The organism is Pseudomonas sp. USHLN015 (genome assembly GCF_037153275.1).
Lineage (GTDB): Bacteria > Pseudomonadota > Gammaproteobacteria > Pseudomonadales > Pseudomonadaceae > Metapseudomonas > Metapseudomonas tohonis.
This window is the reverse complement of sequence record NZ_JBBCKP010000001.1, coordinates 13,798-40,794: the sequence shown is the minus strand read 5'-3', so window position 1 is coordinate 40,794 and position 26,997 is coordinate 13,798. Positions and strand designations below refer to the sequence as shown.

Below are 26,997 nucleotides of genomic sequence, written 5' to 3'. Positions count from 1 at the left end.
CTTATTTAAGCCATTCGGCCACGCGCTCGGGGTTCTTGGCGATCCAGGCCTTGGCGGCCTCCTCGGGCTTGGCGCCCTCGCGGATGGCCAGCATCACGGCGCCCACTTCCTCGCCGCTCCAGGAGAATTTCTTGAGGAAGGCGGTGGCTTCCGGCGCCTTGGTTTCCAGGCCCGGGTTGGCCACGGTGTCGACGTGCTCGTCGTCGCCGAAGACCTTCTTCGGGTCCTCGAGGAAGCGCAGCTTCCACTTGGCGAACATCCAGTGCGGGATCCAGCCGGTGACGACGATGGGCTTCTGCGCCTTCTCGGCGCGGGTCAGCGCGGTGGCCATGGCCGGGCCGGAGCTGGGCATCAGCTTGATGTCGAGGTTGTACTGCTTGATGGCGTCCTCGGTACGGCGCATCACGCCGGCGCCGGCGTCGATGCCGGTGATCTTGCCGTCGAAGTCCTTGCTGTAGGTGTTCAGGTCCTCGATGGACTTGGCCTGGACGTAGTCGGGCACGATCAGGCCGATCTTGGCGCCCTTGTAGTTGGAGCCGAGGACCACGACCTTGTCCTTGAGCTTCTCGAAGTATTCGCCGTGGGTGGCGGGCAGCCAGGCGGAGAGGGTGGCATCCAGGTCACCGCGGGCGATGCCCTGCCACATGATGGCGGGCTCCACCGGCTTGAGCTCGACGCCGTAGCCGAGCTTCTCCTTGAGGATCTCGCCGGCGACGTGGGTGGCGGCGACGCTGTCGTCCCAGCCGTTGACGTAACCGATCTTCAGGGTGGGCTTGTCAGCGGCGTGGGCGCTGCCGAGGCCGATGGCCAGGGCGGCGATGCCGATGGATTGCAGACACAGGGACTTCAGCTTTCGCATACGTAATGCTCCATCAGGTGGGATTGGCAGCTAGCTACGTTGGATGCCACGGGCCCGTTCTCGGGCGGGCTGGGTGGCGCTGCACGCCATGGCCCGGCCGGGCCATGGCAGCAGGAGACGGGAAGCGGAAAATCAGAGGCCGACGTGTTTCTTCACGGCGGCGGCGCCGTCCTGGCCGTCGAGGGTGGTGACGCCTGCCAGCCACTTGTCGAGGATCGCCGGGTTGGCCTTGATCCAGTCCTTGGCGACCACCACCGGGTCTTCCTTCTTCAGGACGCGGTCCATCAGTTGGCTTTCGATCTCGACGCTGAACTGCAGGTTGTTCAGCAGCTTGCCGACGTTGCCGCAGCGCGCCTCGTAATCCGGCGGTACCACGGTGTAGACCTTGGCGGCGCCGAAGTCCGGGCCGAACACGTCATCGCCACCGGCGAGGTAGGTGATGTCGAACTGGGTGTTCATCGGGTGCGGGGCCCAGCCGAGGAAGACCACCGGCTCCTTCTTCTTCACCGCGCGCTGCACCTGGACCAGCATGCCGGCCTCGCTGGACTCGACCATGCGGAAGCCGCCGAGGCCGAACTGGTCGCCCTTGATCATCTTGTCGATCAGCAGGTTGCCGTCATTGCCCGGCTCGATGCCGTAGATCTTGCCGCCCAGCTGGTCCTTGAACTTGGCGATGTCCTGGAAGCTCTTCAGGCCCGCTTCGGCGGCATAGGTGGGCACGGCGAGGGTGTACTTGGCGCCTTCGAGGTTGGCGGTCGGCAGCACCTTCACGCCATTGTCCTTGGTGAAGGGCTCGATCACGGCGTCCATGGAAGGCGCCCAGTAGCCGAGGAACACGTCGATCTGCTTGTTCTTCACGCCGGTGAAGGCGATCGGCACCGAAGCCATGATCTTGCGCGGGGTGTAGCCCAGGCCCTCGGTGAGGACCATCGCGACGCCGGTGGTGGCCGAGATGTCGGCCCAGCCGATCTCGGCGAAACGCACCTGTTTGCAGCTCTCCGGATCCTGTGCCCACGCGCCTTGCACCAGCGCGCAGGCCAGCAAGCCGGCACCCGCGATCTTCTTCATGTTCATCATCTGCAACTCCCTGCTACTGGAAAGTGATGGCTATCGTTTCTAGGTATACGTTACTGCCGTTGCAGCTTGGCCCGTGCGCTCAGCCAGCCGAACAGGCGGCCGCGGGAAGCGGTCTGCGGGGTCCCGAAGCTCTCGGTGATGCGGTCGAGGATGATCGCCAGCAGCACCACGGCCATGCCGCTCTCGAAGCCCAGGCCGATGTCCAGGCGCTGGATGCTGGCGAGCACGTCGTTGCCCAGGCCACCGGCGCCGACCATCGAGGCGATGATCACCATCGACAGCGCCATCATGATGGTCTGGTTGACCCCGGCCATGATCGAGGGCATCGCGTTCGGCAGCTGCACCTTGTATAGCAGCTGCCAGCTGGTGCAGCCGAAGGATTGCCCGGCTTCGACGATTTCCTTGTTCACCTGGCGGATGCCGAGGCTGGTCAGGCGCACCGCCGGGGGCATGGCGAAGATCACCGTGGCGATGATCCCCGGCACGCGGCCGAGGCCGAAGAGCATGGCGGCGGGAATCAGGTAGACGAACGCCGGCATGGTCTGCATGAAGTCGAGGATGGGACGGATGATGTAGGCCACCCGCTCGCTCTTCGCCGCCCAGATGCCCAGGGGCACGCCGAGCAGCAGGCTGATCAGGGTCGAGGAGAAGGTCAGCCCGAGGGTCACCACCGTCTGTTCCCAGAAGCCGGTGAGCACGATGAGCACGAAGGCGGCGGCGGTGAACAGGGCGAACTTGACGCCGATGCGCCACAGCCCGAGGCCGGCGAACACGGCGATCACCAGCCAGGCCGGCGGCCACATGAGGAAGCGTTCGATCAGCTCGGAAAAGCCGCTGACCACGGCGCCGATGTTCTCGAAGGCGCCGCTGTAGTTGTCCAGCAGGTGCTGGACGACATCGTTGACCCAGCTGCCCAGATCCAGTTTCTCGCTCATGGTCATTCTCCCTGCAGGCGGCTAAGCAGGCGGCCCTTGCTGATGGCGCCGCAGTAATGGCCGTCCTGGTCGACGACTGGGATGGGACCTTCGTTGTCCACCAGGCGCTCGATCACCTGCTCCAGGGGGAGGTCCTCGGGCACCGGCACGATGTGCTTGAGCAGCTCGGGCTCCAGGCTCCTGGTCTGGCCTTCCTCCACCAGCAGGGCGATCTTCTCCAGGCTGATGGAGCCGCGGAACTTGTTGTCCTCGTCGACGATGAAGGCGTAGTGCTTGTCCAGCGCCTGCAGCTCCTGGCACACCTGCTGGGCGTCGGGCGCCTTGCCGTTGTGCACGTACAGCGGGACGCTGTCGGCCTTGAGCTGGCCGGCGGTGAGGTAGCGGCTGGTGTCGACGGTGTCGAAGAAGTTGCGCACGTAGTCGTTGGCGGGTTTCTCGATCAGCTCCTGCGGGGTGCCGACCTGGACCAGCTTGCCGCCTTCCATGATGCCGATGCGGGTGCCGATGCGCATGGCCTCCTCGATATCGTGGGAGACGAAGATGATGGTGCGGCGGTGGGTCTTCTGCAGCTGCAGGAGCACGTCCTGCATCTCGCGGCGCTTGAGCGGGTCGAGGGCCGAGAAGGCCTCGTCCATGATGATCATCGAAGGGTCGACCGCCAGGGCGCGCGCCAGGCCGACGCGCTGCTGCATGCCGCCGGACAGTTCGTGCGGGTACTTCTGGGCGAAGGGCGCCAGGCCCACCTGCTCCAGCACTTCCATGGCGCGGCGCTCGCGCTCCTTCTTGCTCTTGCCGGCCACTTCGAGGCCGAAGGCGGCGTTGTCCAGCACCGTGCGCGAGGGCATCAGGGCGAAGGACTGGAAGACCATGCTCATGTCGCGGCGACGCAGGTCGATCAATTGCGCCTTGGGCAGCTTGGCGACGTTCTGCCCGTCGATGAACACGTCACCGGCGGTGGGCTCGATCAGGCGGTTGATCAGGCGGATGAGGGTGGACTTGCCCGAGCCGGAGAGGCCCATGAGCACGAAGATCTCGCCCTCCTCGACGCTGAAGGACACGTCGCTGACGCCGATCACCGCGCCACGTTCGGCGAGGATCCTCTCCTTGCTCCAGCCTTGCTTGAGCAAGTCGATGGCTTCTTGTGGCTGTTGGCCGAAAACCTTGTAGAGGTTCTGGACCACGATTTTTCCAGACTGCATGGGATGGTTCCCCTTCAGTAGACATCCAGATCAGCTACACGGGACCCGGCGGGCGCCACGGAGACGCGCCGACAGGCGATGCCGACTGTTATTGCCTGTGTGGGTTTACTGGTTCCAGGGTGTGGCAGGGAGATCGCGCAACGGGCGGTGGGGGCGCGGCACGACACGGGTTCGGCGGTCCGCCATGACACCTCGGGTGTATGGACGACCGTTCGATTCCTTGAGTTCCTGACCTTCATTCCGCTGTATTGCAAACCGCTTTCCAAACCCTCTGGCAGTGCTACGAAACCCGATCCTTGGGTCGTTCAACACCTCGACCGGAGGTGCGCGTACATCCGAAATTTCTTGTAGGGCGGAGGCCTGTGACAGGGGGCTCCGCCGTTTTCTGTTCTTCGGTCCGGGGCTGAGGGCCCCGGTCTGTCAGTTCTGGCTTGAAGCGACAGCGACGAAATCGGCTGAGTCAACGATATAGCCTCGGTGGCCGGGCAATTGTCGGTTTACGACTCTGACGTGTTGGGCGACGACACCAGGCCGGTTGCCGAAAAAAACCATAACAGAAATTTCTTACCGGATAGAAATGCTGGAACCCGCGCGGGGCGCGGGTTTCAGGGGTTGACATGGCCATAGGCAAGAGCTGCCGGGGGCTTCAGCGTAATCGCAAAAAGGCGAAATTCATGGCGCTGCGGCGAGCCCGAGCGCGGCATTCGCCATTTTCCCGTCACGGGTGGTGACGCCGTCGAGCCACTTCTGCAACTGCTCGGGGTGCGCCTTCAGCCAGGCCTTGGCTTCGCGCCGGCGGTTGGTGCTCTGGTTGAGGATCGCCCCCATCAGGTGGTTCTCCATTTCCAGGCTGAATTGCAGGTTGCCGAGCAGCCTCCCCAGGTTCGGGCATTCCTTGGCAAGGCCGGCGCGGGTGTTGGTGTAGACGGTGGCGCCGCCGAAATCGGGGCCGAAATAGTCGTCGCCTCCGGCCAGGTAGTGCATCTGGAATTGGTTGTTCATCGGGTGTGGCTCCCAGCCCAGGAACACCACCCACTGCTTGAGGTGCTCGGCACGCTTGACCTGGGACAGCATGCCGCTTTCGCTGGATTCCACCAGCTTGAAGTCGGCGAGGCCGAACGCCTTGTCGTCGATCATCTTCTGGATCAGCTTGTTGCCGTCGTTGCCGGGCTCGATCCCGTAGAGCTTCCCGCCCAGCTCGTTCTTGAACCGGGCCAGGTCGGCGAAGCTCTTCAGCCCCCCGTCATAGGCCGCCTGGTTCACCGCCAGGGTGTACTTGGCGCCCTTGAGGTTGGCGCCCAGGGTGTCCACCGAGCCGTTCTCGCGGTACGGCTTGATGTCGTTCTCCATGCTCGGCATCCAGTTGCCGAGGAACACGTCGATCTTCTTCTCCGACAGCGCCTTGTAGGTGTCGGGCACCGAGAGGCGTTTGACCTGCGTGCTGTAGCCCAGCTCGGTCAGCACGTAGCGGGTGACGGCGGTGGTGGCGGTGATGTCGGTCCAGCCGACATCGGCGAAACGGACGGTCTTGCAGGATTCCGGTTCTACGGCCTGGGCCAGCAGCGGGGTGCAGAGCGCTACGGCCAGGAACCGGTTGATCAATGGGTTCATGGGGACTTCCACAGCAGTGTCGAGGGTGGGCGATCGCCTGTCCGCGCGGCGAACGGACTGCTGCTGGCCGGTGCGGGTGCGCCCGGATCATGTGACGAAGTCGCGCCTGCTTCTACGAAGCAGGTCGCAAGCAGGAAGGTGCTGTCGCTTTTTTCGCCTGGGCGTCGCCGCGACGTATTTGGACACGAGCGGGTCGGTGTGGGACGTCGGGGGCGTCCGGAAATGCCGATCATGTGGCCGAAGCCCCACCACCTCTCGCGGAGACCATCGTGGCCATCAGCGTGTTCGACCTGTTCAAGATCGGGATCGGTCCCTCCAGCTCCCATACCGTCGGCCCCATGCGGGCGGCCGTGCTCTTCGTCGGCGCCTTGCGCGAGCGGCAGCTGCTGGAGCGGGTGACGCGCCTGGAGGTGAACCTCTACGGCTCGCTCTCCGCCACCGGCGTCGGCCACGGCACCGATCGCGCCGTGGTCATGGGGCTGATGGGCGAGTGGCCGGACCGCATCGACCCCAGGCAGATCGCCCCGCGCATCGCCGAGCTGCTCGCCAGCGGGGTCCTGCCGCTCGACGGTCGCCAGCCGGTGCCCTTCGACTGGCAGCGCGACATGCGCCTGCTCGAGGAGAACCTGCCGTATCACCCCAACGCCATGACCCTGGTGGCCTTCGGTGAGAGCGGCGAGCTGCACCGCGATACCTACTATTCGGTCGGCGGCGGTTTCGTCGTCGACGCCGAGCAGGCCGCCGCCGGCCAGCTCGACCAGGACCACACCCGGCTGCCCTACGACTTCTCCAGTGCCGAGGAGCTGCTGCGCCTGTGCAAGCGCCATGGCCTGCGCGTCTCCGAACTGATGCTGGCCAACGAGAAGGCCTGGCGCAGCGAGGCGGACATCCGCAGCGGCCTGCTGCGCCTGTGGGCGGCCATGCGCGAATGCGTGGACAACGGCCTGAGCCAGGAAGGCATCCTGCCCGGCGGGCTCAATGTCCGGCGCCGCGCCGCGCGGCTGCACCGCAGCCTGCTGGAGCTGGGCAAGCCCAACGTCATCGGCTCGACCATGAGTGCCATGGAATGGGTCAACCTGTTCGCCCTGGCGGTGAACGAGGAGAACGCCGCCGGCGGGCGCATGGTCACCGCCCCCACCAATGGCGCCGCCGGCATCATCCCGGCGGTGCTGCACTACTACATGAAGTTCAATCCGGAAGCCTCCGACGACGACGTGGTGAACTACCTGCTCGGGGCCGCCGCGGTGGGCATCCTGTGCAAGAAGAACGCCTCCATCTCCGGCGCCGAGGTCGGCTGCCAGGGCGAGGTGGGCTCGGCGTGCGCCATGGCCGCCGCCGGCCTGGCCGAAGTGCTCGGCGCCACCCCGGAGCAGCTGGAGAACGCCGCCGAGATCGGCCTGGAACACAACCTCGGGCTGACCTGCGACCCGGTGGGCGGGCTGGTGCAGGTGCCCTGCATCGAGCGCAACGCCATCGCCGCGGTGAAGGCCATCAACGCCGCGCAGATGGCCCTTCGTGGCGATGGCGAGCATTTCATCTCCCTCGACCGGGTGATCCGCACCATGCGGGACACCGGCGCGGACATGCACGACAAGTACAAGGAAACCTCGCGCGGCGGCCTGGCCGTCAGCGCCATCGAATGCTGACCCGCTTTCGCTCCCCGGCGCGTCCGCCTGCCAGCTTTTGGTGCGACGCCCGGGGACGCGATGCGAACCCGGCGTGACCGTTCGGTCACCCGTCCTGCCGCTCGTCTGTTACGCCCGGTATTCCCGGATGTAGCGGGGTGACAACCGCACCGCCGACAGGTGCTACCTAATGCCCCAGAGCCCACGAACCACGCGGCCTGGCGGTCGCTAACAGAATGTTTCTGTCGCTCTCGCCTAGCCCCGCTGGCATGGGGTTTGGATGCGCTTATGCATTTTTATTGAACGCGCGAACAATTTAGGCATGACCTTTGCCTCGTATCAGGGGCAACTCATCTGGGTCAGTCGCCGTACCAGAACCATAAGAAGAGAACCTCGCAACGAAGGTTCACAGCGTGTTTAGCGTGAGGGTTTTCAGATGTCACAGTCCAACCAGGGCTCCCAGCCCCAGAACCGCGCTCCCCAATCCATCGGCTTCCTGCTGCTGGACAACTTCACCCTGATCTCCCTGGCCTCTGCAGTGGAGCCGCTGCGCATGGCCAACCAGCTCTCCGGCAAGGAGCTGTACCGCTGGTTCACCCTGACCCAGAGCGGCCTGCCGGTGAGCGCCAGCGACGGCCTGCAGATCACCCCCGACGCCAGCCTGGAGAACGCCCCGGCACTGGACGCGGTGATCGTCTGCGGCGGTGTCGACATCCAGCACAGCGTCACCCGCGAACACCTGCAGTGGCTGCAATCGCAAGCCCGCCAGGGGCGCCAGCTCGGCGCCGTGTGCACCGGCAGCTGGGCGCTGGCCAAGGCCGGGCTGCTCGACGGCTACGACTGCAGCGTGCACTGGGAATGCCTGGCCGCGATGCAGGAGGCCTTCCCCCGCGCCGCCATCACCACCCGCCTGTTCTCCATCGACCGCAATCGCAACACCTCGTCCGGCGGCACCGCGCCGATGGACATGATGCTGCACCTGATCGCCCGCGAGCATGGCCGCGAACTGGCGGCGGCGATCTCCGAGATGTTCATCTACGAACGCATCCGCAACGAGCAGGACCACCAGCGCGTGCCGCTCAAGCACATGCTCGGCACCAACCAGCCGAAGCTGCAGGAAATCGTGGCGCTGATGGAGGCCAACCTGGAGGAGCCCATCGACCTCGACGAGCTGGCCTGCTACGTCGACGTGTCGCGCCGCCAGCTCGAGCGGCTGTTCCAGAAATACCTGCACTGCTCGCCCTCGCGCTACTACCTGAAGCTGCGCCTGATCCGTGCGCGCCAGCTGCTCAAGCAGACCGCCATGTCGATCATCGAAGTGGCCTCGGTATGCGGCTTCGTCTCCACGCCGCACTTCTCCAAGTGCTACCGCGAGTACTTCGGCATCCCGCCGCGTGACGAGCGCGCCAACCAGAACGCCAACGTGGTGGCGCTGGTGCCCATGCCCGAGGACCTGATGCGCCCCTCGTCCTCCACCGCCATGGCGGCCCTCACCCGCGCCCAGGGCGAGTCCACCTTCGCCAGCGTGCGTCTGTAACCCTTGCACCGGGGCCGCCTGGCGGCCCGGTCATTTCAATCGAACCGCCTGCTTCGGCTCTTCGCGGTTGAAACCGCTCCCACAAGGTGACGCCAATGCAGGGTGGCGGACTCCAGTCTTGTGGGAGGGAATTCATTCGCGATGCTTTTCGAGCAGCCCGGCCGGCGCCAGGGTCATGTCCGTGCCTGGAATCGATGGGTTTCGCTTCGCTCTACGCCATCCTACGGGGCGTTGTGCAGCGCTTGACGGGCATGAAAAAAGGGCGCCATCGGCGCCCTTTTTTGTTGGGTGGAATCAGCGCGGTACCAGCGCCGGCAACAGGGTGCGGGAAATGGCCTCGCGCACGTTTGGCAGCAGGGTGGCGCTGCCGCCCAGCAGCTCCTCCACCAGGCGGCGCAGGGCCACGGCGCGTTCGGGGCTGAGGCCGCTCACGGCGTGCTCGCAGGCCTGCTCGGCGCTCACCCCCGAGGGAATGGCCAGCCCCAGCGCCACCAGGCGCTCGCGGAAATCTTCCTGGTCGATCAGATCGGCATGCATCATGGCCTGTCTCCTCCGGTCATCGGGCTGCGCGTCAGCGCAGCACTCCTTCTTCCATCAACAGCTTGAAGATAGCCTCGGCACCCTCGGCTGGCGACAGGTCCTTGAGCACCTTGCCGCCCCCGCCGGAAGCCTTGGCCGTGGCCGCCTTCATCCGCTCGGCGCCGGTCTTGGCCTTGATCACCTTGAGCCGCTTGGGCCTCGGCCGGGCCGGTTGCAAGCGTGCCTCGGCCAGCAGCGTGTCTTCAACCACCTCGACGTCGCAAGCCTCGAGCGTGCCGCGCCGCGCCGGGCCGAAGGCGCTCTGGCGCGCCACCGGGGCGGCGTTGTCGACGCTGGCGAGGAAGGGCAGGCGCACCCGCAGGCGGCGTCGCTGGCCACGGGGCAGAGCCTGCAGCACCTGGGCCACGCCGTTCTCCACCTTCTCCACTTCCGCGAGCCCGACCACCAGCGGCCAGCCGAGCTTCTCGGCCAGCAGGAAGGGCAGCATCCCCGAGCCTTCGCCGGTTTCCGCCTGGCTGCCGGTGAGCACCAGCTGCGCGCCGGCTTCGGCGAGGTACTCCGCCAGTGCCGGCAGGGCGTCTGCCTGGGCGGGCTGTTCGAGCACGGCGATTTCCGCCAGGCCCATGCCCAGGTAGGCGCGCAGGGCTTCCTCGCGCGGGTTGCCGGCGTGCAGCACCTGCAGGCGATCACCGCCCAGGCGCAGGCCCAGCTCGACGGCGCGGGCGTCCTGCTCCGCACGGCGGGCGCGACCGGAGGTCGGGTGAGCGCCGACGGAGACCAGGGTGATGATGTTCAGTTGGTCATGCGGCATCGCGTGCGCCCCCCTGACGGTATGCGGTGATCCGCTCGATCAGCGCGGCGAGGATGGCGCCGGAGTCGCCGATCACCGAGAGGTCTGCGCGCTTGATCATGTCGCAGCCCGGGTCCATGTTCACCGCCACCACCTTGTCGCAGGCGCCGATGCCCTGCAGGTGCTGGATGGCGCCGGAGATACCCACGGCCAGGTACACCCGCGCGGTGACCCAGGTGCCGGTGGCACCGACCTGGCGGTTGCGCGGCATGTGGCCGTCGTCCACCGCCACGCGGGAGGCGCCTTCGGTGGCGCCCAGGACCCTGGCGGCCTCGTGGAACAGCGCCCAGTCCTTCACGCCGTTGCCGCCGGAGAGGATGAACTCGGCCTCGGCCATGGGGATCTGCGCCGGGTCCACGGCCACTGCACCGAGGTCCTCGATGCGTGGCAGGCTGCGGGCGATGTTGGCTTGCAGTTCGATGGGGCGGGCTTCGTGGCGGGTCTCGCTGACCGGCTCGGCGCATTCGGCGGCGGCCAGGATCAGCCGTGGCGTGGCGCGCACCAGGTCCTCGCGACCGGCACCGGCACGGCCGCTGCACTGCTCGCCGTCCACCTGCCAGACGCGTGTGGCAGGGCGTTCGCCGAGCTTGGCGGCCAGGCGCCGGCCCAGCTCGCCGCCCCCGCTGCGGCTGTCGGGCAACAGCCAGTGGCGCGGGGCCAGCTGGCTTTCCACGGCGCTCAGGGCCAGCACCCGTGCTTCCGGCGCGTAGCCGTCGAAGGCCTCGCCCTGGATGCGCAGGATGCGATCGACACCGGCGTTGTCGAAGGCGGTTTCCTTGTCCTCTCCGAACAGCACCGCGACCACCGCGCCGCCCGATCCGGCGAGCCTGTTGGCCAGGCCGAGCAGGTCCTTGTCGTGGCTGCCGAGGCGGCCGCCGACCATGTCCGGGACCACGGCGATGTAGAAGGCCGGTTGCGCCACCACATGCAGCGGCAGTTGCACGGCCTCGCTGCTGCCACTGCGCTTGCCGGCGGTGCCCTGCTGGGCGCCGCTGCGATCGATGCGCTTGATGCCGGCAGGACCGATGAAGCCGGCGGCGATGGCATGGGGATTCTTGCGGATGACGCCGTTGGGCCCCATCCAGGTGGTCTGGCCCTGTTGCTGCAACGTGGCGTGCAAGGGGTGCAGGCGGTTGCGGGCGATACGCTCGGCGCGCGGGTCGCGGCGGATGATGTCGCTCATCGTTGAGTCTCCGTGCGAGAGGGGCGCTGGCGGCGAAGGCACTTCATCAGTGCACCTCCGCCACGTCTTCACGCTTGGCCGCCGCCGGCTTCCTGGCCTCCACCGGTGCTTCGATGAGCACCTCGGCGACCAGCTCGGCGATGTCCTTGATCTCCGGGCGCGGGGCGACCACGCCTTCGAGCATCGCGGTGCACTGCGGGCAGCCCACGGCCACCACTTCGGCACCGGTCTCCTTGATGTCCACCATGCGCATGTCGGGGATGCGCTGCTTGCCGGGGATATCGGTGATCGGCGCGCCGCCACCGCCGCCACAGCAGCGGGAACGGAAGCCGGAGCGTTGCATTTCCTTCACCTCGATGCCGATGGCCTTGAGCACGGCGCGCGGGGCTTCGTACTCGCCGTTGTAGCGGCCGAGGTAGCAGGGATCGTGGTAGGTCACGCTGCCGGCCTTGCTCTGGCCGAGCTGCAGCGTGCCGCCGCGCACCAGCTCGTCGATGAAGGTGCTGTGGTGCAGGACCTGGTAGTTGCCGCCGAGCTCGCCGTATTCGTTCTTCAGCACATGGAAGCTGTGGGGATCGCAGCTGACGATGCGCTTGAAGCGATACTGCGAAAGGGTGGCGATGTTGCGTCGGGCGAGCTGCTGGAAGGTGGCTTCGTCACCCAGGCGACGGGCCACGTCGCCGCTGTCGCGCTCTTCCAGGCCGAGTACGGCGAAGTCGACGTTGGCGGCCTTGAGCACTTTCACGAAGGCGCGCAGGGTGCGCTGGTTGCGCATGTCGAAGGCACCGTCGCCGACCCAGAACAGCACGTCGGCCTGCTTCTTCTCGCTCATCAGCGGCAGGTTCAGGTCCGCCGCCCAGTTCAGCCGCCCCCCGGGGGCGAAGCCGCCGGGGTTGTCGGTGGCGATGAGGTTTTCCAGCACCTCGGCACCCTTGTTCGGGGTCGCGCCCTTCTCAAGGGTGAGGTGGCGGCGCATGTCGACGATGGCGTCGACGTGCTCGATCATCATCGGGCACTCCTCGACGCAGGCGCGGCAGGTGGTGCAGGACCACAGGGTGTCGGCGTCCACCAGGGCCTTGCCCTGCAGGGCGACGATGGGCTGGTGCGGACCGCCGCTGTGCTCGCCCAGCGGCTTGCCGGGGTAGGGCGAGCCAGCGAAGGAGGCGTCGTTGCCGCCGGCCAGGCCGATGACCATGTCCTGGATCAGTTTCTTCGGGTTCAGCGGCTGGCCGGCGGCAAAGGCCGGGCACATGGCCTCGCACTTGCCGCACTGCACGCAGGCGTCGAAGCCGAGCAACTGGTTCCAGGTGAAGTCGGTGGGTTTCTCCACGCCCAGCGGCGCGCTCGGGTTAGCCAGGTCCAGGGCCTTGAGGCCGGTGGAGCGGCCGCCACCGAAGCGTTCGGCGCGGCGGTGCCAGGCCAGGTGCAGGGCCCCGGCGAAGGCGTGCTTCATCGGCCCGCCCCAGGTCATGCCGAAGAACAGCTCGGACACGCCCCAGGCCACGCCCACGGCGAGGATGGCCGCGAGGAACCAGCCGCCGAAGCCGGCCGGGAGGATGCCGGCCACCGGCAGGGTGGCGATGAAGAAGCTCGCGGAGAACATCAGCAGGCTTTTCGGCAGGCGCATCCATGGGCCCTTGGACAGCCGCGCCGGCGGGTTGCGCCGGCGCTTGGCGACGAACAGGGCGCCGACGAACATCAGCGCCGTGGCCGCCAGCAGGGCGAAGCCGAGGATGCGGCTGTGCAGCCCGAAGCCATGCACCAGGATGGCCAGCAGCGCCGCCAGGACGAAGCCACCGGCGGTGGCGACGTGGGTCTTGGACATGTACGTGTCGCGCTCGACCACGTGGTGCAGGTCCACCAGGTAGCGGCGCGGCATCTTCATCAGCCCGCCGAGCCAGTCGACCTGCGACGGACGGCCCCGGCGCCATATGAGGAAGCGCCTGGCGGCGCCCAGGGCGGCCAGTGCCAGGGTGGTGAAGAGAAGGATGGGGAGGATAGTGTTCAGCATTGCAGCTCACCCGGTTGGGGAGCCGGAAGCCTAAAGCCGGAAGCTGGAAGCGGTTGGTGCCGCTCCTGGCTTCGGGCTTCAGGCCTCCAGCTTCAAGCTTCTTAGAAGTCCTTGCACAACCGCAGGGCGTCGTAGATCGCCGCGTGCACGTTGCGCGGGGCGCCGCAGTCGCCGATGCGGAACAGCAGGTAGCCGTCGCCGGGTTCGGACAGGCAGGGTTGCGGCCTGATCTCGAACAGCGCGTCGACGTCGATCTGGCCCTTGTTGCGCGAGCCCTGCTTGAGTGCGTAGTACAGGCTCTCGTCGGGGCGCACGCCGTTCTCGATGACGATCTGGTCGACCACGCGCTCCTCGCGGGCGCCGGTGTATTCGTTCTCCAGCACGGCCACCACCTTGTCGCCCTCGCGGTAGACCTTCTCCAGCATCAGGTCGCCGGTCATGATCACGTCCTTCGGGTACATGCTGCGGTAGTAGGTGGGGAAGGTGGTGCCGCCCATGGCGACGCCGGGCTTGGTGTCGTCGGTGACGATCTCCACCTGGGCGCCCTTCTCGGAGAGGTAGTCCGCCGCCGACATGCCGCCGAACTCGCAGATGGTGTCGTAGACCAGCACGTTCTTGCCGGGCTCGACCTTGCCTTCGAGGATGTCCCAGGCGCTGACCACCAGGCCCTCTGCCGCCCCCCAGTGCTCGTTCTGCTCGATGAAGGGATGGCCGCCGTTGGCCAGCACCACGATGTCGGGCTTGAGGTCGAGGATGGTGTCGGTGTCGGCACCGGTGCCCAGGCGCAGGTCGACGCCGAGGCGGGCGATCTCCAGCTGGTACCAGCGGGTGATGCCGGCGATCTGGTCGCGTTGCGGGGCCTTGGCGGCGATGCTGATCTGGCCGCCGAGCTGGTCCTTCTTCTCGAACAGGGTCACGTCGTGGCCGCGCTCGGCCGCCACGCGGGCCGCTTCCATGCCGGCGGGGCCGCCGCCGACGATGACCACCTTGCGCTTGACGCCGGTGGTCTTCTCGATGATGTGCGGCAGGCCCATGTACTCGCGGGTGGTGGCGGCGTTCTGGATGCACAGCACGTCCAGGCCCTGGTACTGGCGGTCGATGCAGTAGTTGGCGCCGACGCACTGCTTGATCTGGTCCACCTGGCCCATCTTGATCTTGGCGATCAGGTGCGGGTCGGCGATGTGGGCGCGGGTCATGCCGACCATGTCCACGTAGCCGCCTTCGAGGATGCGCGTGGCCTGGTTCGGGTCCTTGATGTTCTGCGCATGCAGCACCGGGACGTTGACCACTTCCTTGATGCCGGCCGCCAGGTGCAGGAAGGGCTCCGGCGGGAAGCTCATGTTGGGGATGACGTTGGCCAAGGTGTTGTGGGTGTCGGCGCCGGAGCCGACCACGCCGATGAAGTCGAGCATGCCGGTGTCGCAGTAGTACTTGGCGATCTGCTTCATGTCCTCGTGGGACAAGCCGTCGGGGTGGAACTCGTCGCCGGAGATGCGCAGGCCCACGCAGAAGTCGGGGCCGACTTCCTCGCGCACCGCCTTGAGCACTTCCAGGCCGAACTTCATGCGGCCTTCGAAGGTGCCGCCCCATTCGTCGGTGCGCTTGTTGACGCGCGGGCTCCAGAACTGGTCGATCATGTGCTGGTGCACGGCGGAGAGCTCGACGCCATCCAGCCCGCCGGCCTTGGCGCGGCGCGCGGCCTGGGCGAAGTCACCGATGACGCGCCAGATCTCTTCCACCTCGATGGTCTTGCAGGTGGCGCGGTGCACGGGCTCGCGGATGCCCGACGGCGACATCAGGGTCGGCCAGTTGAAGCCGTCCCAGCGCGAGCGCCGGCCCATGTGGGTTATCTGGATCATGATCTTGGCGCCGTGCTTGTGCATGGCGTCGGCGAGGTTCTGGAAGTGCGGGATGATGCGGTCGGTGGACAGGTTCACCGAGCTCCACCATTGCTGGGGGCTGTCGCTGGACACCACGGACGAGCCGCCGCAGATGGCCAGGCCGATGCCGCCCTTGGCCTTTTCCTCGTAGTACTTCACGTAGCGCTCGGTGGTCATGCCGCCATCGGTGGCGATGACCTCGGCGTGGGCGGTACTGAGCACGCGGTTGCGGATGGTCAGTTTGCCGATCTGGATCGGCTGGAACATTGCTTCGAACGCCATGATGCCGTGCCTCGCCTCAGAGGGGTTTCACGATGAACAGGCCATCGTCGTGGCCTTCTTCCGAGCCGCTGTAGACCTGCTCGGCGACGGTGCGGATGCTGCTGCCGCGGGCCTGGAGGATCTGGTCCATGGCCCCGGCGAACCAGCCGGTGAACATGTAGTCGACCTTGCGCCCGACCTTGCCGTAGACGTAGACGAAGGCGGAGTGCTCGAGCTTGACGCTGGCGGTGCCCTTGTCGAGGTCGATGTCCTGGATCTTGAACAGGCCCCAGCCGCGCTGGGACAGGCGCTTCATGTAGTGCTCGAACACCGCCACGCCTTCCAGGCCGTGGCATTCGGCTTCCTTCTCGCACCAGTGCCAGGCGGACTTGTAGCCGGCCTTGTAGAGGATCTCGGCATAGGCGTCGGCACCCAGCACCTCTTCGATGCCGATGTGGTTGTTGACGAAGAAGTGGCGCGGCACATAGAGCATCGGCAGTGCGTCGGTTGTCCAGACGCCGGTCTCGCTGTCGACTTCGATGGGCAGTTCGGGGGCGTGTTTGGCCATGTGGATAACTCCGAATTCAGGTCAGATATCGGGCGGATGGCGCTTCAGTCATCCGCCGCAGAGATGAGCCACCGCGCGGTGGGATGGTGGATGAAAAGAGCGTCATCCACCCTACGATTCGTGTTCGGTCGGGGTTGGCGATCGGTGCTACTCGCCCCAGACGTCCTTGAGGACGTTTACCCAGTTCTCGCCCATGATCTTGCGCACCACGCGTTCGCTGTGGCCGCGCCCCAGCAGGGTCTCGGTGAGGTTGGGGAATTCGCCCACGGTGCGGATGCCCAGGGGGTTCACGATCTTGCCGAAGTTGGTCAGGCGCCGGGCGTAGCCCTTGTCGTGGGTCAGGTACTCGAAGAAGTCCTGGCCGTGGCCCTGGGTGAAGTCGGTGCCGATGCCGATGGCGTCTTCGCCGACGATGTTCATCACGTATTCGATGGCTTCGGCGTAGTCGTCGATGGTGGAGTCGATGCCCTTGGCCAGGAACGGCGCGAACATGGTCACGCCGACGAAGCCGCCGTGGTCGGCGATGAACTTCAGCTCTTCATCGGACTTGTTGCGCGGGTGTTGCTTCAGGCCGGACGGCAGGCAGTGGGAGTAGCAGACGGGCTTCTTCGATTCGAGGATGACTTCCTCGGAGGTCTTGGAACCGACGTGGGAGAGGTCGCACATGATGCCGACGCGGTTCATCTCGGCGACGATCTCGCGACCGAAGCCGGAGAGGCCGCCGTCGCGCTCGTAGCAGCCGGTGCCCACGAGGTTCTGGGTGTTGTAGCACATCTGCACGATGCCCACGCCGAGCTGCTTGAACACCTCGACGTAGCCGATCTGGTCCTCGAACGCGTGGGCGTTCTGGAAGCCGAAGAGGATGCCGGTCTTGCCCTGTTCCTTGGCCTTGCGGATGTCGGCCGTGGTACGCACGGGCATCACCAGGTCGCTGTTCTCGCGGATCAGCTTCTGGCTGGCGGCGATGTTGTTGACCGTGGCCTGGAAGCCCTCCCACACGGAGACGGTGCAGTTGGCCGCGGTGAGGCCGCCCTTGCGCATGTCCTCGAAGAGTTCACGGTTCCACTTGGCGATGATCAGGCCATCGATGACGATGCTGTCGGCGTGAAGTTCGGCTGGGCTCATCAGGCTGTCCCCTTTGATTCTTGGTGCGCCGAATCTTCTGCCGGCGCTTTGAACCGAGCATATCGCCGGGGCTTTCGGCGCTATCGCGCAAAAACGACGGGGGGATTGCCGAAAGCGTCAATGCGGGGTCGTGGATGGGCAAGCCGGGTGGGCGGCACGGCCGGTCGACAAGTGCTGGTGTGTTGGGGAGATAGGGCGTAAATAGCGGCTATCTGCGCTCAAGCTCTTTGATCTGAAGGTGATCGTGCATGAGACCGCGTGCGCGTGCTGGGCAGTGCCACGTCGCCGGTGGGGTGTTCGTGGCGGTCCTGGCTGGGACAGGCGGCGAAGCGGTTGCGGTAGCAGCGGGAGAAGTAGGAGGAGGATTCGAAGCCGCAGGCGAGGCCGATCTCCAGCACGCTCATGTCGGTCTGGCGCAGCAGCTGGCGGGCCTTTTCCAGGCGCAGGGCCAGGTAGAAGCCCGATGGCGTGTCGTCCAGGTGCAGGCGGAACAGGCGCTCCAGCTGGCGCGGGGTGACGCCCACCAGGGCGGCCAGATCACAGGAGCCAAGGGGTTGTTCGCAGTGGCGCTCCATCTCGCCGATCACCTGCACCAGCTTGCGATTGTGCACGCCGTAGCGGCGGGTGATCTGCATGCGCTGGTGGTCCTGGCGGGTGCGGATGCGACCGAGGACGAACTGCTCGGACACCTCCACCGCCAGCTCGTCGCCGTGGTCGCGGCCGATCAGGGTGAGCATCAGGTCGAGGGTGGCGGTGCCGCCGGCGCTGGTGATGCGGCGGCCGTCGATCTCGAACAATTCCTGGGTCGGCAGCAGGCCGGGGTAGCGCTCCTGGAAGGCTTCGATGGCTTCCCAGTGCAGGGTCAGGCGCTGGCGGGCGAAGAGGCCCGCCTCGGCGAGGACGAAGCTGCCGGTGTCGATGCCGCCCAGGGTGGCGCCGTCGAGGTCGGCGCGCTTGAGCCAGTGGGCCAGGCGTGGCGTGTAGCTGGCCAGCGGATCGAAGCCGGCGACCACGAACAGGCTGTCGCCGGCGCCGGGGCGTTCCAGCGCGGCGTCGACGTTCAGCGACATGCCGTTGCTGCCTTCCACAGGGCCGCCTTCCAGGCTCAGCAGGCGCCAGCGGTAGAGTTCGCCGCGAAAGCGGTTGGCCACGCGCAGGGGTTCGATGGCGGACATCAGCCCCATCATGGAGAAACCGGGCAGCAGGAGGAACCACAGGGTCTGGGGCATGGGCAGGCGTCCTCGCGAAGGCGTCGCCACACTAGAAGGCAGGACGCGGCGCAAGGCAATGCAGGTGGTCGTTCTCGTTCAACATTCGGTCGTTTTAGTTCGATTTGCCCCCGGGCGCGCTGCGTAATCTGGCTGCCACGGGTGCAGCAGGGCCCGCGAACGGCGGGGCGTGACTGGCCCCGGCACAACAACAGACGGGCCACGCGGCCCGATAACCGTATGGCTGTAGGGGAGCATTCGATGAAAGGTCTCAACGCATTCGCGGGTTGCTGTCTTCTCACCCTGTTCAGTTCCACCCTGATGGCGGCGGACGACGCCAGTTGCCAGAAGATCCGCATCGGTGCGGTCGGCTGGACCGACGTGGTCGCGACCACCGCCGTGGCTTCCGAGCTGCTGGCCGGCCTCGGCTACGAAACCACCCAGACCCAAGCGTCGCAGCAGATCATCTTCGCCGGCATCCAGAAGAAGCAGGTGGACGTGTTCCTCGGCTACTGGAAGCCGATCATGGATGACAACATCCAGCCCTTCCTCGACAGCGGCTCGGTCAAGGTGGCGCCGCAGCCGTCCCTGGACGACGCCGTGGCGGTGCTGGCCGTGCCCACCTACACGGCGGAGGAGGGGCTCAGGACCTTCGCCGACATCGCCCGCTACAAGGACCAGCTGGGCGGCAAGATCTACGGCATCGAGTCGGGGTCCGGCGCCAACACGGCGATCAAGAAGATGATCGACGAGAACCAGTTCGGCCTCGGCGGCTTCAAGCTGGTGGAGTCCAGCGAGGCGGCGATGCTCACCGCCGTGTCGCGCGCGGTGAAGAACCACAAGCCGGTGGTGTTCTTCGGCTGGAAGCCGCACCCGATGAACATCCAGATGCCGATCACCTACCTCACCGGCAGCAATGACGTGTTCGGCCCCAACGACGGCGCCGCCACGGTCTCCACCGTCACCGCACCGGACTTCGCCCAGCGCTGCCCCAACGCCGATCGCCTGCTGACCAACCTGCGCTTTTCCAGCGAGCAGGAGAGCCGCCTGATGCAGCCGATCATGGAGCGCGAGGCGCCGGCCAAGGTCGCCCGCGACTGGCTCAAGGCCAACCCCGAGGTGGTCAAGGCCTGGCTGGCCGGGGTGACCACCTTCGACGGCAAGGACGGCGCCGAGACGGTCATCGCCTCGCTCAAGTAAGACCCGACGCATCACAACAGTCATCGACCCACGCCCGTGCGCGGCCCGCCGCGCACGGCACCCGATCGCCCCGAGAAAGGATGTTGCAACCGTGAACCATGAAGTCATCGTCACCTGTGCGGTAACCGGCGCCGGCGATACCGTCGGCAAGCACCCGGCCATCCCGGTCACCCCGAAGGAGATCGCCGCCTCCGCCATCGAGGCGGCCAAGGCCGGCGCCACGGTCGCCCACTGCCACGTGCGCGACCCGCGCACCGGCAAGCCCAGCCGCGACGTGGCGCTCTACCGCGAGGTGGTCGAGCGCATCCGTGAAAGCGACACCGACGTGATCATCAACCTCACCGCCGGCATGGGCGGGGACCTGGAGATCGGCAAGGGCGAGCAGCCCCTGGAGTTCGGCGCCGGCACCGACCTGGTGGGCCCGCTGGAGCGGCTCAAGCACGTCGAGGAGCTGTTGCCGGAGATCTGCACCCTGGACTGCGGCACGCTCAATTTCGGCGATGGCGACTTCATCTACGTCTCCACCCCGGCGCAGTTGCGTGCCGGGGCCAAGCGCATCACCGAGCTGGGCGTGAAGGCCGAACTGGAAATCTTCGACACCGGCCACCTGTGGTTCGCCAAGCAGATGCTCAAGGAAGGGTTGCTGGACGACCCGCTGTTCCAGATCTGCCTGGGCATCCCCTGGGGTGCACCGGCGGACACCACCACCATGAAGGCCATGGCCGACAACCTGCCGCCGGGCGCCACCTGGGCCGGCTTCGGCATCGGCCGCTCGCAGATGCCGATGGTGGCCCAGGCCATGTTGCTGGGCGGCAACGTGCGCGTCGGCCTGGAGGACAACATCTGGCTGGACCGTGGCGTGCACGCCAGCAACGGCCAGTTGGTGGAGCGCGCGGTGGAGATCATCGAACGCCTCGGCGGCCGCGCTCTGAGCCCGGCCGAGGGCCGCGAGAAGATGAACCTCAAGCGTCGCGGCTGACGTTTCCCCCGTAGCCGGGCTTCGGCCCGGGAACCCCATAGCGGACACAGACCAGGAGCCACCATGGCCTTCATCACCCACATCAAGACCTTCGCCGCCCTTGGCAGCGGCGTCATCGGCAGCGGCTGGGTCGCCCGTGCCCTGGCCCACGGCCTCGACGTCGTCGCCTGGGACCCGGCCCCCGGCGCCGAGGCCGCCCTGCGTGCGCGCATCGCCAACGCCTGGCCGGCGCTGCAGAAGCAGGGGCTGGCGCCCGGCGCCTCCCAGGAGCGGCTGCGCTTCGTCGAGACGGTCGAGGAATGCGTGCGCGATGCCGATTTCATCCAGGAAAGCGCGCCCGAGCGGCTTGACCTGAAGCTCGACCTGCACGCCCGCATCAGCGCGGCGGCGCGCCCGGAGGCGATCATCGGCTCCAGCACGTCCGGGCTGCTGCCCAGCGAGTTCTACGCCGACGCCGTGCACCCGGAGCGCTGTGTGGTGGGGCACCCGTTCAACCCGGTCTACCTGTTGCCGCTGGTGGAGGTGGTGGGGGGCGAGAAGACCGCGCCCGAAGCCGTGCAGGCGGCGATCGAGGTCTACACCGCACTGGGCATGCGCCCGCTGCACGTGCGCAAGGAGGTGCCGGGCTTCATCGCCGACCGCCTGCTGGAGGCGCTGTGGCGCGAGGCGCTGCACCTGGTCAACGACGGCGTGGCCAGCACCGGCGAGATCGACGATGCGATCCGCTTCGGCGCGGGGTTGCGCTGGTCCTTCATGGGCACCTTCCTCACCTACACCCTGGCGGGCGGCAACGCGGGCATGCGCCATTTCATGGCGCAGTTCGGTCCGGCGCTGCAACTGCCCTGGACCTACCTGCCGGCCCCGGAGCTGACCGAGTCGCTGATCGACAGCGTGGTGGAGGGCACCCGCGAGCAGCAGGGTTCGCGCAGCATCGCCGAACTGGAGCGTTATCGTGATGACTGCCTGCTGGCGGTGCTGGACGCGGTGAAGGCGACCAAGGAAAAACACGGCTTCGCCTTCGCCGACTGAGGCGCCAACCGCTTCCCGCCCCTACCCAACGGCCCTTCCCTCACGGAGGGCCTATCGCCAGGAACCGCCCCATGAGCCACGCCTTGACCACCTATAGCACCCTCATCTCCGCCGAGTGGGTGGACTACAACGGCCACCTGCGCGACGCCTTCTACCTGCTGATCTTCAGCTACGCCACCGACGCGCTGATGGAGCGCATCGGCCTCGACGAGGCGGGGAGGGCTTCGACCGGGCATACGCTCTATACCCTGGAGTGCCACCTCAACTACCTCGCCGAGGTGAAGCTGGGTGCACGTGTGGAGGTGCGCACCCAGGTACTGGCCAGCGACGCCAAGCGCCTGCACATCCACCACGGGTTGTACTACCCCGGCGGCGATGAGCTGCTGGCGGCGAGTGAGCAGATGCTGATGAACGTGGACAGCGAGAGTGCGCGATCGGCGCCCTTCGCCGAAGCGGTGGCCGGGTGCGTGGCGGGGTTGGTGGAGGCGCACCGGCAGTTGCCACTGCCGGTGCATGTCGCGCGGGTCATCGGCCTGCCACCCGCGCGTTGAGCCCGGGCCGCCCGGTTAGGCCGTGGGAAGGGCGTAGCGGCGGGCGAAGTCGATGAGGTCGACCAGGTTGCGGGTCTTCAGCTTGTCCATCAGGCGGGACTTGTAGGTGCTCACCGTCTTGTGGCTGATGAACAGCTGCTCGGCGATCTCCTTGTTGTTCTTGCCGTTGGCGAGGTTCTGCAGCACTGCGAGCTCGCGGTCTGACAGGCTGTCGAGCAGCTGGGTGTCCTCGCCGGCCTGGGACGGCACGGGCAGGTGCACGGTGCTGGGGAACAGGCTGTAGCCGGAAAGCACCGACTTGGTCGCGGCGATCAGGCTGACGGCCTGTTCCTGCTTGGACAGGTAACCGGTGGCGCCGGCCTGCAGGCAACGGTTGGCATAGAGCGCCGCGGGCAGTGAAGTCAGCACCAGCAGCTTGAGGTTGACGTCCATCGCCGCCAGGCGGGTGAGTACCTCCATGCCGTCCAGCTTGGGCACGGCGATATCGAGGATGACCAGGTCCGGTCTGAGCGAACGGGCCAGGCTCAGGCCTTCCACGCCGTTCTCGGTCTCGCCGACGATGTCGTAGCCCTCACGCTCCAGCAGGACGCGTGTGGCGAAGCGGATCATGGGCTGGTTGTCGATAAGCAGGATCTTACTCATCCGTTCATTTCTCCTTGGTGAGTTTCCCGTTGCTCCACGGCACGCACACAAAGCCGTTCGAAACAGGGTTGGCACTTCTTCCGATTGGTTTTCTTGCTATTACCGGTAGAGGCGGTGCGAACAAGTTATCCATAGCCGGCGGTAGTCCGTATCGGACTGTCTTTGCATATGGGATATTTCTTCAGAAGTTATGTTGATGTCGTTCAGACAATTCCTAATGTTTATTGCGTACGCCAGACGAGGCGACACGAGCTGCCATAGGCTTTTAGGCTTGGCCGCTCATGGAATTGGCTGAATATGTGAGGCGAGAAGTATATTCGCGGTGCGCGCCGTGATCGGTTGTTTGGGAAGTTTCCTACAATTCATGTAGGCAAGTTTTTAAGCTTCCTCAGTCATTGAATATCAGTCACTTCCTGTAACGGGCATTGTTCCAACCCAGCAGGCAGAAGGAGGTCGCCACGTTGCGCCGCATTTCGTGGTTTTGCGTATCCGCCCGGGCGCTCCTGCTGGGTCTCTTTCTGCTGTCACCGATGGCGGTTGAATCCGCCCCCGTGGGAGCTGCGCCCCTGCATCTGTCGAGCCAGTTGCAGGTCGACCAGCAGGAGCTGGCCGTATCCGAGAGCGACTGGCACTGGTTGCGGCAGAAGCGCGACCTGGTGCTCGGGGTGGCCGGCGACGCCGAGGCGCCGATGGCGATGCTGCAGCGCGACGGCAGTTTCGAGGGCATCACGGCGGACACCACCGCGCTGGTCGGGCAAATGCTGGGCATGCGCATCGTCCTGCGCGAGCTGCCGGACCAGGCCGCCCTCGCGCGGGCGCTGGAGTCGGGCGAGATCGACATGACGACCGCGTCCAGCCACGGCCTGCGTGGTGCCAGCGTGGCGCGCAGCCAACCTTTCGCCATCGAGCACGCGGCGCTGTTCCGACGCCAGGAGGACACGCGCGAGTTTCCCGCCGACCTGGCCGGGCTGACCGTGGTCACCACCACCGAGTACCTGGGCGACCCGGCGCTGCACCGGGGATTTCCCAGCGCGCGCCTGGTGGCCGCGGATTCGGTGGACGGGGCGATGGCCGCGGTGGCCTTCGGCAAGGCCGACCTGTACCTCGGCGATGTGCTCGCCGCCTACTACCGGATCAACCGGGGCTTCCACGGGATGGTGCGCTTCGAGCGCTTCGCCGAACTCAAGGCCGATGGCGTGGCCTTCATCGTGCGCTCGGGCGATGCCCCGCTGCTGCGCGGCCTGGACGCCACGCTCCATGCCCTTGGCCGCTCGCGCCTGGATGAGATCACCCGGCGCTGGATCGGCAGCGGCGTGATACCGGCGCTGGAGCCCCTGCCCCTGACGCAGGAAGAGCGCCGCTGGGTGGAGCGTCACCCGGTGGTGCGCCTGGTGATCGACGACGACATGGCGCCCATGGCCTTCTTCGATGCCCAGGGCCAGTTCCGCGGTATCACCGCCGACCTGCTGGAAATGACCTCCCTTCGCACCGGCCTGCGCTTCGAGGCGATCAGCCGTCGTGGTGGCTTTACCGACCAGATCAGCAGCCTGCAGCAAGGCAGCGCCGACCTCGCGATCCTCAGCCAGGGGCGCGAACGCGAGGCACTGCTGCGCTTCACCCGCCCGGTGATGACCAACCCCTTCGTGCTGGTGGCGCCGCGCGGCGACGACGGCCTCGCCGAACCGCTCGACGGCATGGAGGGCAAGCGGCTCGCCATCGCCAGGGGGCACGTGGCGTTGGCGGAGGTGCGGGACACCTACCCCGGTGCCGAAATCGTCGAGGCGGGCTCGACGCTGGATGCGATGAACCTGGTCTACGGCGGCGGTGCCGATGCGGCCCTGGTGTCGCTGCCCACGGCCCGCTACTACGTGGTCCGGCTGTTCCGCAATCGCCTGGCGGTGGCTGAGCTGGTGCCCATCGAGCCGGCCACGGCGAACTTCGCCATGCGCCGGGCCGATGTCGAGCTGCAGTCGATCCTCGACAAGGCCCTGGCGAGCCTGGCCCCGGACGAGCTGAACGCTGCCGCCAATCGCTGGCGCGGCAGCCCGGCCATGAGTGCGCAGACCTGGCGTGACTACAACCAGTTGATCCTGCAGATCGTGATCGGTGCGCTGGTGCTGCTGGCCCTGGCCCTGGCCTGGGGCCTGCGCCTGCGCCGCGAGGTGCGCAAGCGCATGACGGCGGAGCGGCAGCTGAACGACGAGCTGCGCTTCATCGAGACGCTGATCGATTGCATGCCGCAACCGGTCTTCGTGCGTGATGTCGAGGGCCGCCTGCTGTCGTGCAACCGCAGCTACCTGGACACCCTGGGGTTGGCACGCGAAGACATTCTGGGGACGACGGCCCCGGAGCTGCCCCTGGCCTTCGAGGCGGCGCCGCTCTTCCACCAGGGCTACCTGAAGGCGATGGTCGACGGGCAACTGGTGCGTGGCGTGCACGAGTTGGAACTGGGCGGGCGCAGGCTGTGGATCGAGCACTGGACCCAGCCCTTCCAGGACTCGACCGGCGCGGTCAAGGGCGTGATCTGCGGCTGGATCGACATCACCGAGCACCATCATCTGGTCCGTGAGCTGGAGGAGGCGAAGAACCTGGCCGACGACGCCAGCCGAGCCAAGACCGCCTTCCTCGCGACCATGAGCCACGAGATCCGCACCCCGCTGAACGCGGTGATCGGCATCCTCGAATTGGCCCTCAAGCGCGCGGAGCACGGCCCGATCGACCCGGCCGGCATCCAGGTGGCCTATGGGTCGGCCCGCAGCCTGCTGACCCTGATCGGCGACATCCTCGACATCGCCCGCATCGAGGCGGGACGCCTGAGCCTGGCCCCGGCGCGCGCCAACCTGCGCGAGCTGGTGGAGTCGGTGGCCCGGGTGTTCGACGGCCTGGCCCGGCAGAAGCGCCTGGAGCTGGTGCTGGACATCGATTCGAGCATCCAGGGCGATGTCCTAGTCGATGCCATGCGCTTCAAGCAGATCCTCTCCAACCTGGTCAGCAATGCCATCAAGTTCACCCCTGAAGGGCGGGTCGGCGTGCGGGTCACGGGGGACCTCGCCGAGCCCGGGATGCTGCGGATGGTGCTGGTGGTGGAGGACAGCGGCGTCGGCATCGCGCCCGAGGACCAGGCGCGGCTGTTCCAACCTTTCTCCCGGATCGAGCAGGCCGATCAACTGGCCGAAGGCACTGGCCTGGGCCTGGTCATCTGCCGCTCGCTCTGCACGATGATGGGGGGGCGGCTGGCCCTGGACAGCGAGCCGGGGCGCGGTACGCGGGTCGAGGTGGAGTTGCGCCTGCACCGCCTCGACCCCGTTCCCGAGCCCGTGCCCACGCCGAGCCCCCTGGCCGGCCCGGCGCGGCGCCTGCGGGTGCTGGTGGTCGACGATCACCCGGTGAACCGGCAGATTCTCCAGCAGCAACTGGTTTTCCTCGGTCACGAGGCCGAGGAGGCGGCGGATGGCCAGGACGCCCTGCAACGCTGGCGCGCCCGGCACTTCGACGCGGTGGCCACCGATTGCCACATGCCCCGCATGAGCGGGGCAGAACTGACGGCGGCGATACGCCGCGAGGAGCGCGAAGGCGTTCGGCCTCGCACGCTGGTCCTCGGGCTCACCGCCGATGCGCAGGCCGACGAGATCGAGCGGGGCCTGGCTGCCGGGATGGACGAGTGCCTGGCCAAGCCCATCGGGCTCGCCGCCCTGCAGCGGGTCTTCGGTGTCGGCGAAGGGGAGTTGCTCGAGGCGGAGGGCCCTTCGGTCACCGGCTTGTTCGACCTGTCCCCGTTGCAACCCCTGACCGGCGGCGACCCGCTGCTGGTGCGCAACCTGCTGGGCGAACTGATGGCGACCAACGGCAAGGACCTCGCCCTGCTCGGCATGTTGCTGGAGCGGGGTGATAGCGCGGGCCTGTCCGAGCTGGCGCATCGGTTGATTGGCGCGGCCCGCGTAGTACGGGCCGAGGAGGTCATCGCGGCGTGCCAGCGGCTGATGGCGGCCTGCGCGGTGCCCAGTACCCCTGATGGCCTGCGCCGGGGTGTCGAAGACCTGGTGCGCGCGCTGGAACGTCTGCAACTGGAGTTGAGTGATTACCTGACCGAAGGGGCTGCGGCACCCGCGCCCTGAGCCGTCGAGGGC

Annotated in this window: 21 protein-coding genes; 7 read left to right on the top strand and 14 right to left on the bottom strand. The window is 66.9% G+C overall.

The features are described 5' to 3' along the window. Position 1: 1 nt before the first annotated feature. From WFQ67_RS00165 to WFQ67_RS00145, 5 genes are all read right to left on the bottom strand, one after another. Positions 2-859 (bottom strand): glycine betaine ABC transporter substrate-binding protein, encoded by an 858-nt coding sequence (locus WFQ67_RS00165; RefSeq protein ID WP_173174934.1) that lies wholly within the window; start codon positions 857-859, stop codon positions 2-4. Positions 860-991: 132 nt separating this feature from the next. Next, on the bottom strand, positions 992-1,936 hold the full coding sequence (locus WFQ67_RS00160; RefSeq protein ID WP_111259628.1) for a choline ABC transporter substrate-binding protein: 945 nt from the start codon (positions 1,934-1,936) through the stop codon (positions 992-994). A 50-nt stretch (positions 1,937-1,986) separates the two neighbouring features. Then, the gene (locus WFQ67_RS00155; RefSeq protein ID WP_213628029.1) at positions 1,987-2,871 is read right to left on the bottom strand and encodes an ABC transporter permease; all 885 of its coding nucleotides are present in this window, start codon (positions 2,869-2,871) and stop codon (positions 1,987-1,989) included. Positions 2,872-2,873: 2 nt separating this feature from the next. Further along, on the bottom strand, positions 2,874-4,070 hold the full coding sequence (locus WFQ67_RS00150) for a quaternary amine ABC transporter ATP-binding protein (protein WP_111259626.1): 1,197 nt from the start codon (positions 4,068-4,070) through the stop codon (positions 2,874-2,876). Positions 4,071-4,742: 672 nt separating this feature from the next. Further along, positions 4,743-5,681: a choline ABC transporter substrate-binding protein gene (locus WFQ67_RS00145; protein ID WP_213628031.1), complete on the bottom strand. Its 939-nt coding sequence runs from the start codon at positions 5,679-5,681 to the stop codon at positions 4,743-4,745. Between the two features lie 269 nt (positions 5,682-5,950). Here WFQ67_RS00145 and WFQ67_RS00140 point away from each other — a divergent pair, with 269 nt between their 5' ends. Then, positions 5,951-7,327, top strand: a complete 1,377-nt coding sequence (locus WFQ67_RS00140; RefSeq protein WP_337055893.1) for an L-serine ammonia-lyase — start codon at positions 5,951-5,953, stop codon at positions 7,325-7,327. Positions 7,328-7,742: 415 nt separating this feature from the next. Beyond that, entirely contained in the window at positions 7,743-8,843 is a 1,101-nt protein-coding gene (locus WFQ67_RS00135; RefSeq protein ID WP_111259623.1) for a GlxA family transcriptional regulator, read from the top strand. A 294-nt stretch (positions 8,844-9,137) separates the two neighbouring features. On the opposite strand, the gene WFQ67_RS00130 is transcribed toward WFQ67_RS00135, so the two are convergent. The 8 genes from WFQ67_RS00130 to WFQ67_RS00095 all read right to left on the bottom strand — a co-directional run bounded on the left by WFQ67_RS00130 (position 9,138) and on the right by WFQ67_RS00095 (position 18,490). Continuing rightward, positions 9,138-9,383, bottom strand: coding sequence for a hypothetical protein (locus WFQ67_RS00130; RefSeq protein ID WP_111259622.1), 246 nt, complete (start codon positions 9,381-9,383; stop codon positions 9,138-9,140). Between the two features lie 31 nt (positions 9,384-9,414). After that, positions 9,415-10,194, bottom strand: coding sequence for an electron transfer flavoprotein subunit beta (etfB, locus tag WFQ67_RS00125; protein ID WP_213628033.1), 780 nt, complete (start codon positions 10,192-10,194; stop codon positions 9,415-9,417). After that, complete coding sequence (gene etfA / locus WFQ67_RS00120) at positions 10,184-11,416, bottom strand: electron transfer flavoprotein subunit alpha (RefSeq protein ID WP_271104580.1); 1,233 nt, start codon at positions 11,414-11,416, stop codon at positions 10,184-10,186. Before etfA ends, etfB begins: the two co-directional genes overlap by 11 nt. Positions 11,417-11,462: 46 nt before the next feature. Further along, positions 11,463-13,427 (bottom strand): dimethylglycine demethylation protein DgcB, encoded by a 1,965-nt coding sequence (gene dgcB, locus WFQ67_RS00115; protein ID WP_337055892.1) that lies wholly within the window; start codon positions 13,425-13,427, stop codon positions 11,463-11,465. 101 nt (positions 13,428-13,528) lie between these two features. Further along, complete coding sequence (gene dgcA / locus WFQ67_RS00110) at positions 13,529-15,589, bottom strand: dimethylglycine demethylation protein DgcA (protein ID WP_173174921.1); 2,061 nt, start codon at positions 15,587-15,589, stop codon at positions 13,529-13,531. A 16-nt stretch (positions 15,590-15,605) separates the two neighbouring features. Next, positions 15,606-16,136, bottom strand: a complete 531-nt coding sequence (locus WFQ67_RS00105; RefSeq protein ID WP_111259617.1) for a 4-vinyl reductase — start codon at positions 16,134-16,136, stop codon at positions 15,606-15,608. Positions 16,137-16,283: 147 nt separating this feature from the next. After that, positions 16,284-17,261: a dipeptidase gene (locus WFQ67_RS00100; RefSeq protein ID WP_213628039.1), complete on the bottom strand. Its 978-nt coding sequence runs from the start codon at positions 17,259-17,261 to the stop codon at positions 16,284-16,286. A 218-nt stretch (positions 17,262-17,479) separates the two neighbouring features. Continuing rightward, entirely contained in the window at positions 17,480-18,490 is a 1,011-nt protein-coding gene (locus WFQ67_RS00095; RefSeq protein WP_213628041.1) for a GlxA family transcriptional regulator, read from the bottom strand. A gap of 240 nt (positions 18,491-18,730) precedes the next feature. Here WFQ67_RS00095 and choX point away from each other — a divergent pair, with 240 nt between their 5' ends. From choX to WFQ67_RS00075, 4 genes are all read left to right on the top strand, one after another. Further along, positions 18,731-19,669 (top strand): choline ABC transporter substrate-binding protein, encoded by a 939-nt coding sequence (choX, locus tag WFQ67_RS00090; RefSeq protein ID WP_263152272.1) that lies wholly within the window; start codon positions 18,731-18,733, stop codon positions 19,667-19,669. A gap of 91 nt (positions 19,670-19,760) precedes the next feature. Continuing rightward, entirely contained in the window at positions 19,761-20,648 is an 888-nt protein-coding gene (locus tag WFQ67_RS00085; RefSeq protein ID WP_213628044.1) for a 3-keto-5-aminohexanoate cleavage protein, read from the top strand. Positions 20,649-20,711: 63 nt separating this feature from the next. Further along, complete coding sequence (locus tag WFQ67_RS00080) at positions 20,712-21,677, top strand: L-carnitine dehydrogenase (RefSeq protein ID WP_337055890.1); 966 nt, start codon at positions 20,712-20,714, stop codon at positions 21,675-21,677. Positions 21,678-21,748: 71 nt separating this feature from the next. Then, on the top strand, positions 21,749-22,228 hold the full coding sequence (locus tag WFQ67_RS00075; RefSeq protein ID WP_337055889.1) for a thioesterase family protein: 480 nt from the start codon (positions 21,749-21,751) through the stop codon (positions 22,226-22,228). Positions 22,229-22,243: 15 nt separating this feature from the next. Here the strand turns inward: WFQ67_RS00075 and WFQ67_RS00070 are convergent, their stop codons facing one another. Beyond that, positions 22,244-22,870 (bottom strand): response regulator transcription factor, encoded by a 627-nt coding sequence (locus tag WFQ67_RS00070; RefSeq protein WP_111259609.1) that lies wholly within the window; start codon positions 22,868-22,870, stop codon positions 22,244-22,246. A 530-nt stretch (positions 22,871-23,400) separates the two neighbouring features. Here WFQ67_RS00070 and WFQ67_RS00065 point away from each other — a divergent pair. After that, a complete protein-coding gene (locus tag WFQ67_RS00065) occupies positions 23,401-26,985 on the top strand; it encodes a transporter substrate-binding domain-containing protein (protein WP_337055888.1) in 3,585 nt (1,194 codons plus the stop codon). Positions 26,986-26,997 lie beyond the last annotated feature (12 nt).

Excerpts from the sequence above, each read along its gene's own strand:
- WFQ67_RS00165 (WP_173174934.1), bottom strand. The coding sequence starts at position 859 with ATGCGAAAGCTGAAGTCCCTGTGTCTGCAATCCATCGGCATCGCCGCC.
- WFQ67_RS00160 (WP_111259628.1), bottom strand. The coding sequence starts at position 1,936 with ATGATGAACATGAAGAAGATCGCGGGTGCCGGCTTGCTGGCCTGCGCG.
- WFQ67_RS00155 (WP_213628029.1), bottom strand. The coding sequence starts at position 2,871 with ATGAGCGAGAAACTGGATCTGGGCAGCTGGGTCAACGATGTCGTCCAG.
- WFQ67_RS00150 (WP_111259626.1), bottom strand. The coding sequence starts at position 4,070 with ATGCAGTCTGGAAAAATCGTGGTCCAGAACCTCTACAAGGTTTTCGGC.
- WFQ67_RS00145 (WP_213628031.1), bottom strand. The coding sequence starts at position 5,681 with ATGAACCCATTGATCAACCGGTTCCTGGCCGTAGCGCTCTGCACCCCG.
- WFQ67_RS00135 (WP_111259623.1), top strand. The coding sequence starts at position 7,743 with ATGTCACAGTCCAACCAGGGCTCCCAGCCCCAGAACCGCGCTCCCCAA.
- WFQ67_RS00130 (WP_111259622.1), bottom strand. The coding sequence starts at position 9,383 with ATGATGCATGCCGATCTGATCGACCAGGAAGATTTCCGCGAGCGCCTG.
- etfB (WP_213628033.1), bottom strand. The coding sequence starts at position 10,194 with ATGCCGCATGACCAACTGAACATCATCACCCTGGTCTCCGTCGGCGCT.
- etfA (WP_271104580.1), bottom strand. The coding sequence starts at position 11,416 with ATGAGCGACATCATCCGCCGCGACCCGCGCGCCGAGCGTATCGCCCGC.
- dgcB (WP_337055892.1), bottom strand. The coding sequence starts at position 13,427 with ATGCTGAACACTATCCTCCCCATCCTTCTCTTCACCACCCTGGCACTG.
- dgcA (WP_173174921.1), bottom strand. The coding sequence starts at position 15,589 with ATGGCGTTCGAAGCAATGTTCCAGCCGATCCAGATCGGCAAACTGACC.
- WFQ67_RS00105 (WP_111259617.1), bottom strand. The coding sequence starts at position 16,136 with ATGGCCAAACACGCCCCCGAACTGCCCATCGAAGTCGACAGCGAGACC.
- WFQ67_RS00100 (WP_213628039.1), bottom strand. The coding sequence starts at position 17,261 with ATGAGCCCAGCCGAACTTCACGCCGACAGCATCGTCATCGATGGCCTG.
- WFQ67_RS00095 (WP_213628041.1), bottom strand. The coding sequence starts at position 18,490 with ATGCCCCAGACCCTGTGGTTCCTCCTGCTGCCCGGTTTCTCCATGATG.
- choX (WP_263152272.1), top strand. The coding sequence starts at position 18,731 with ATGAAAGGTCTCAACGCATTCGCGGGTTGCTGTCTTCTCACCCTGTTC.
- WFQ67_RS00080 (WP_337055890.1), top strand. The coding sequence starts at position 20,712 with ATGGCCTTCATCACCCACATCAAGACCTTCGCCGCCCTTGGCAGCGGC.
- WFQ67_RS00075 (WP_337055889.1), top strand. The coding sequence starts at position 21,749 with ATGAGCCACGCCTTGACCACCTATAGCACCCTCATCTCCGCCGAGTGG.
- WFQ67_RS00070 (WP_111259609.1), bottom strand. The coding sequence starts at position 22,870 with ATGAGTAAGATCCTGCTTATCGACAACCAGCCCATGATCCGCTTCGCC.
- WFQ67_RS00065 (WP_337055888.1), top strand. The coding sequence starts at position 23,401 with ATGGCGGTTGAATCCGCCCCCGTGGGAGCTGCGCCCCTGCATCTGTCG.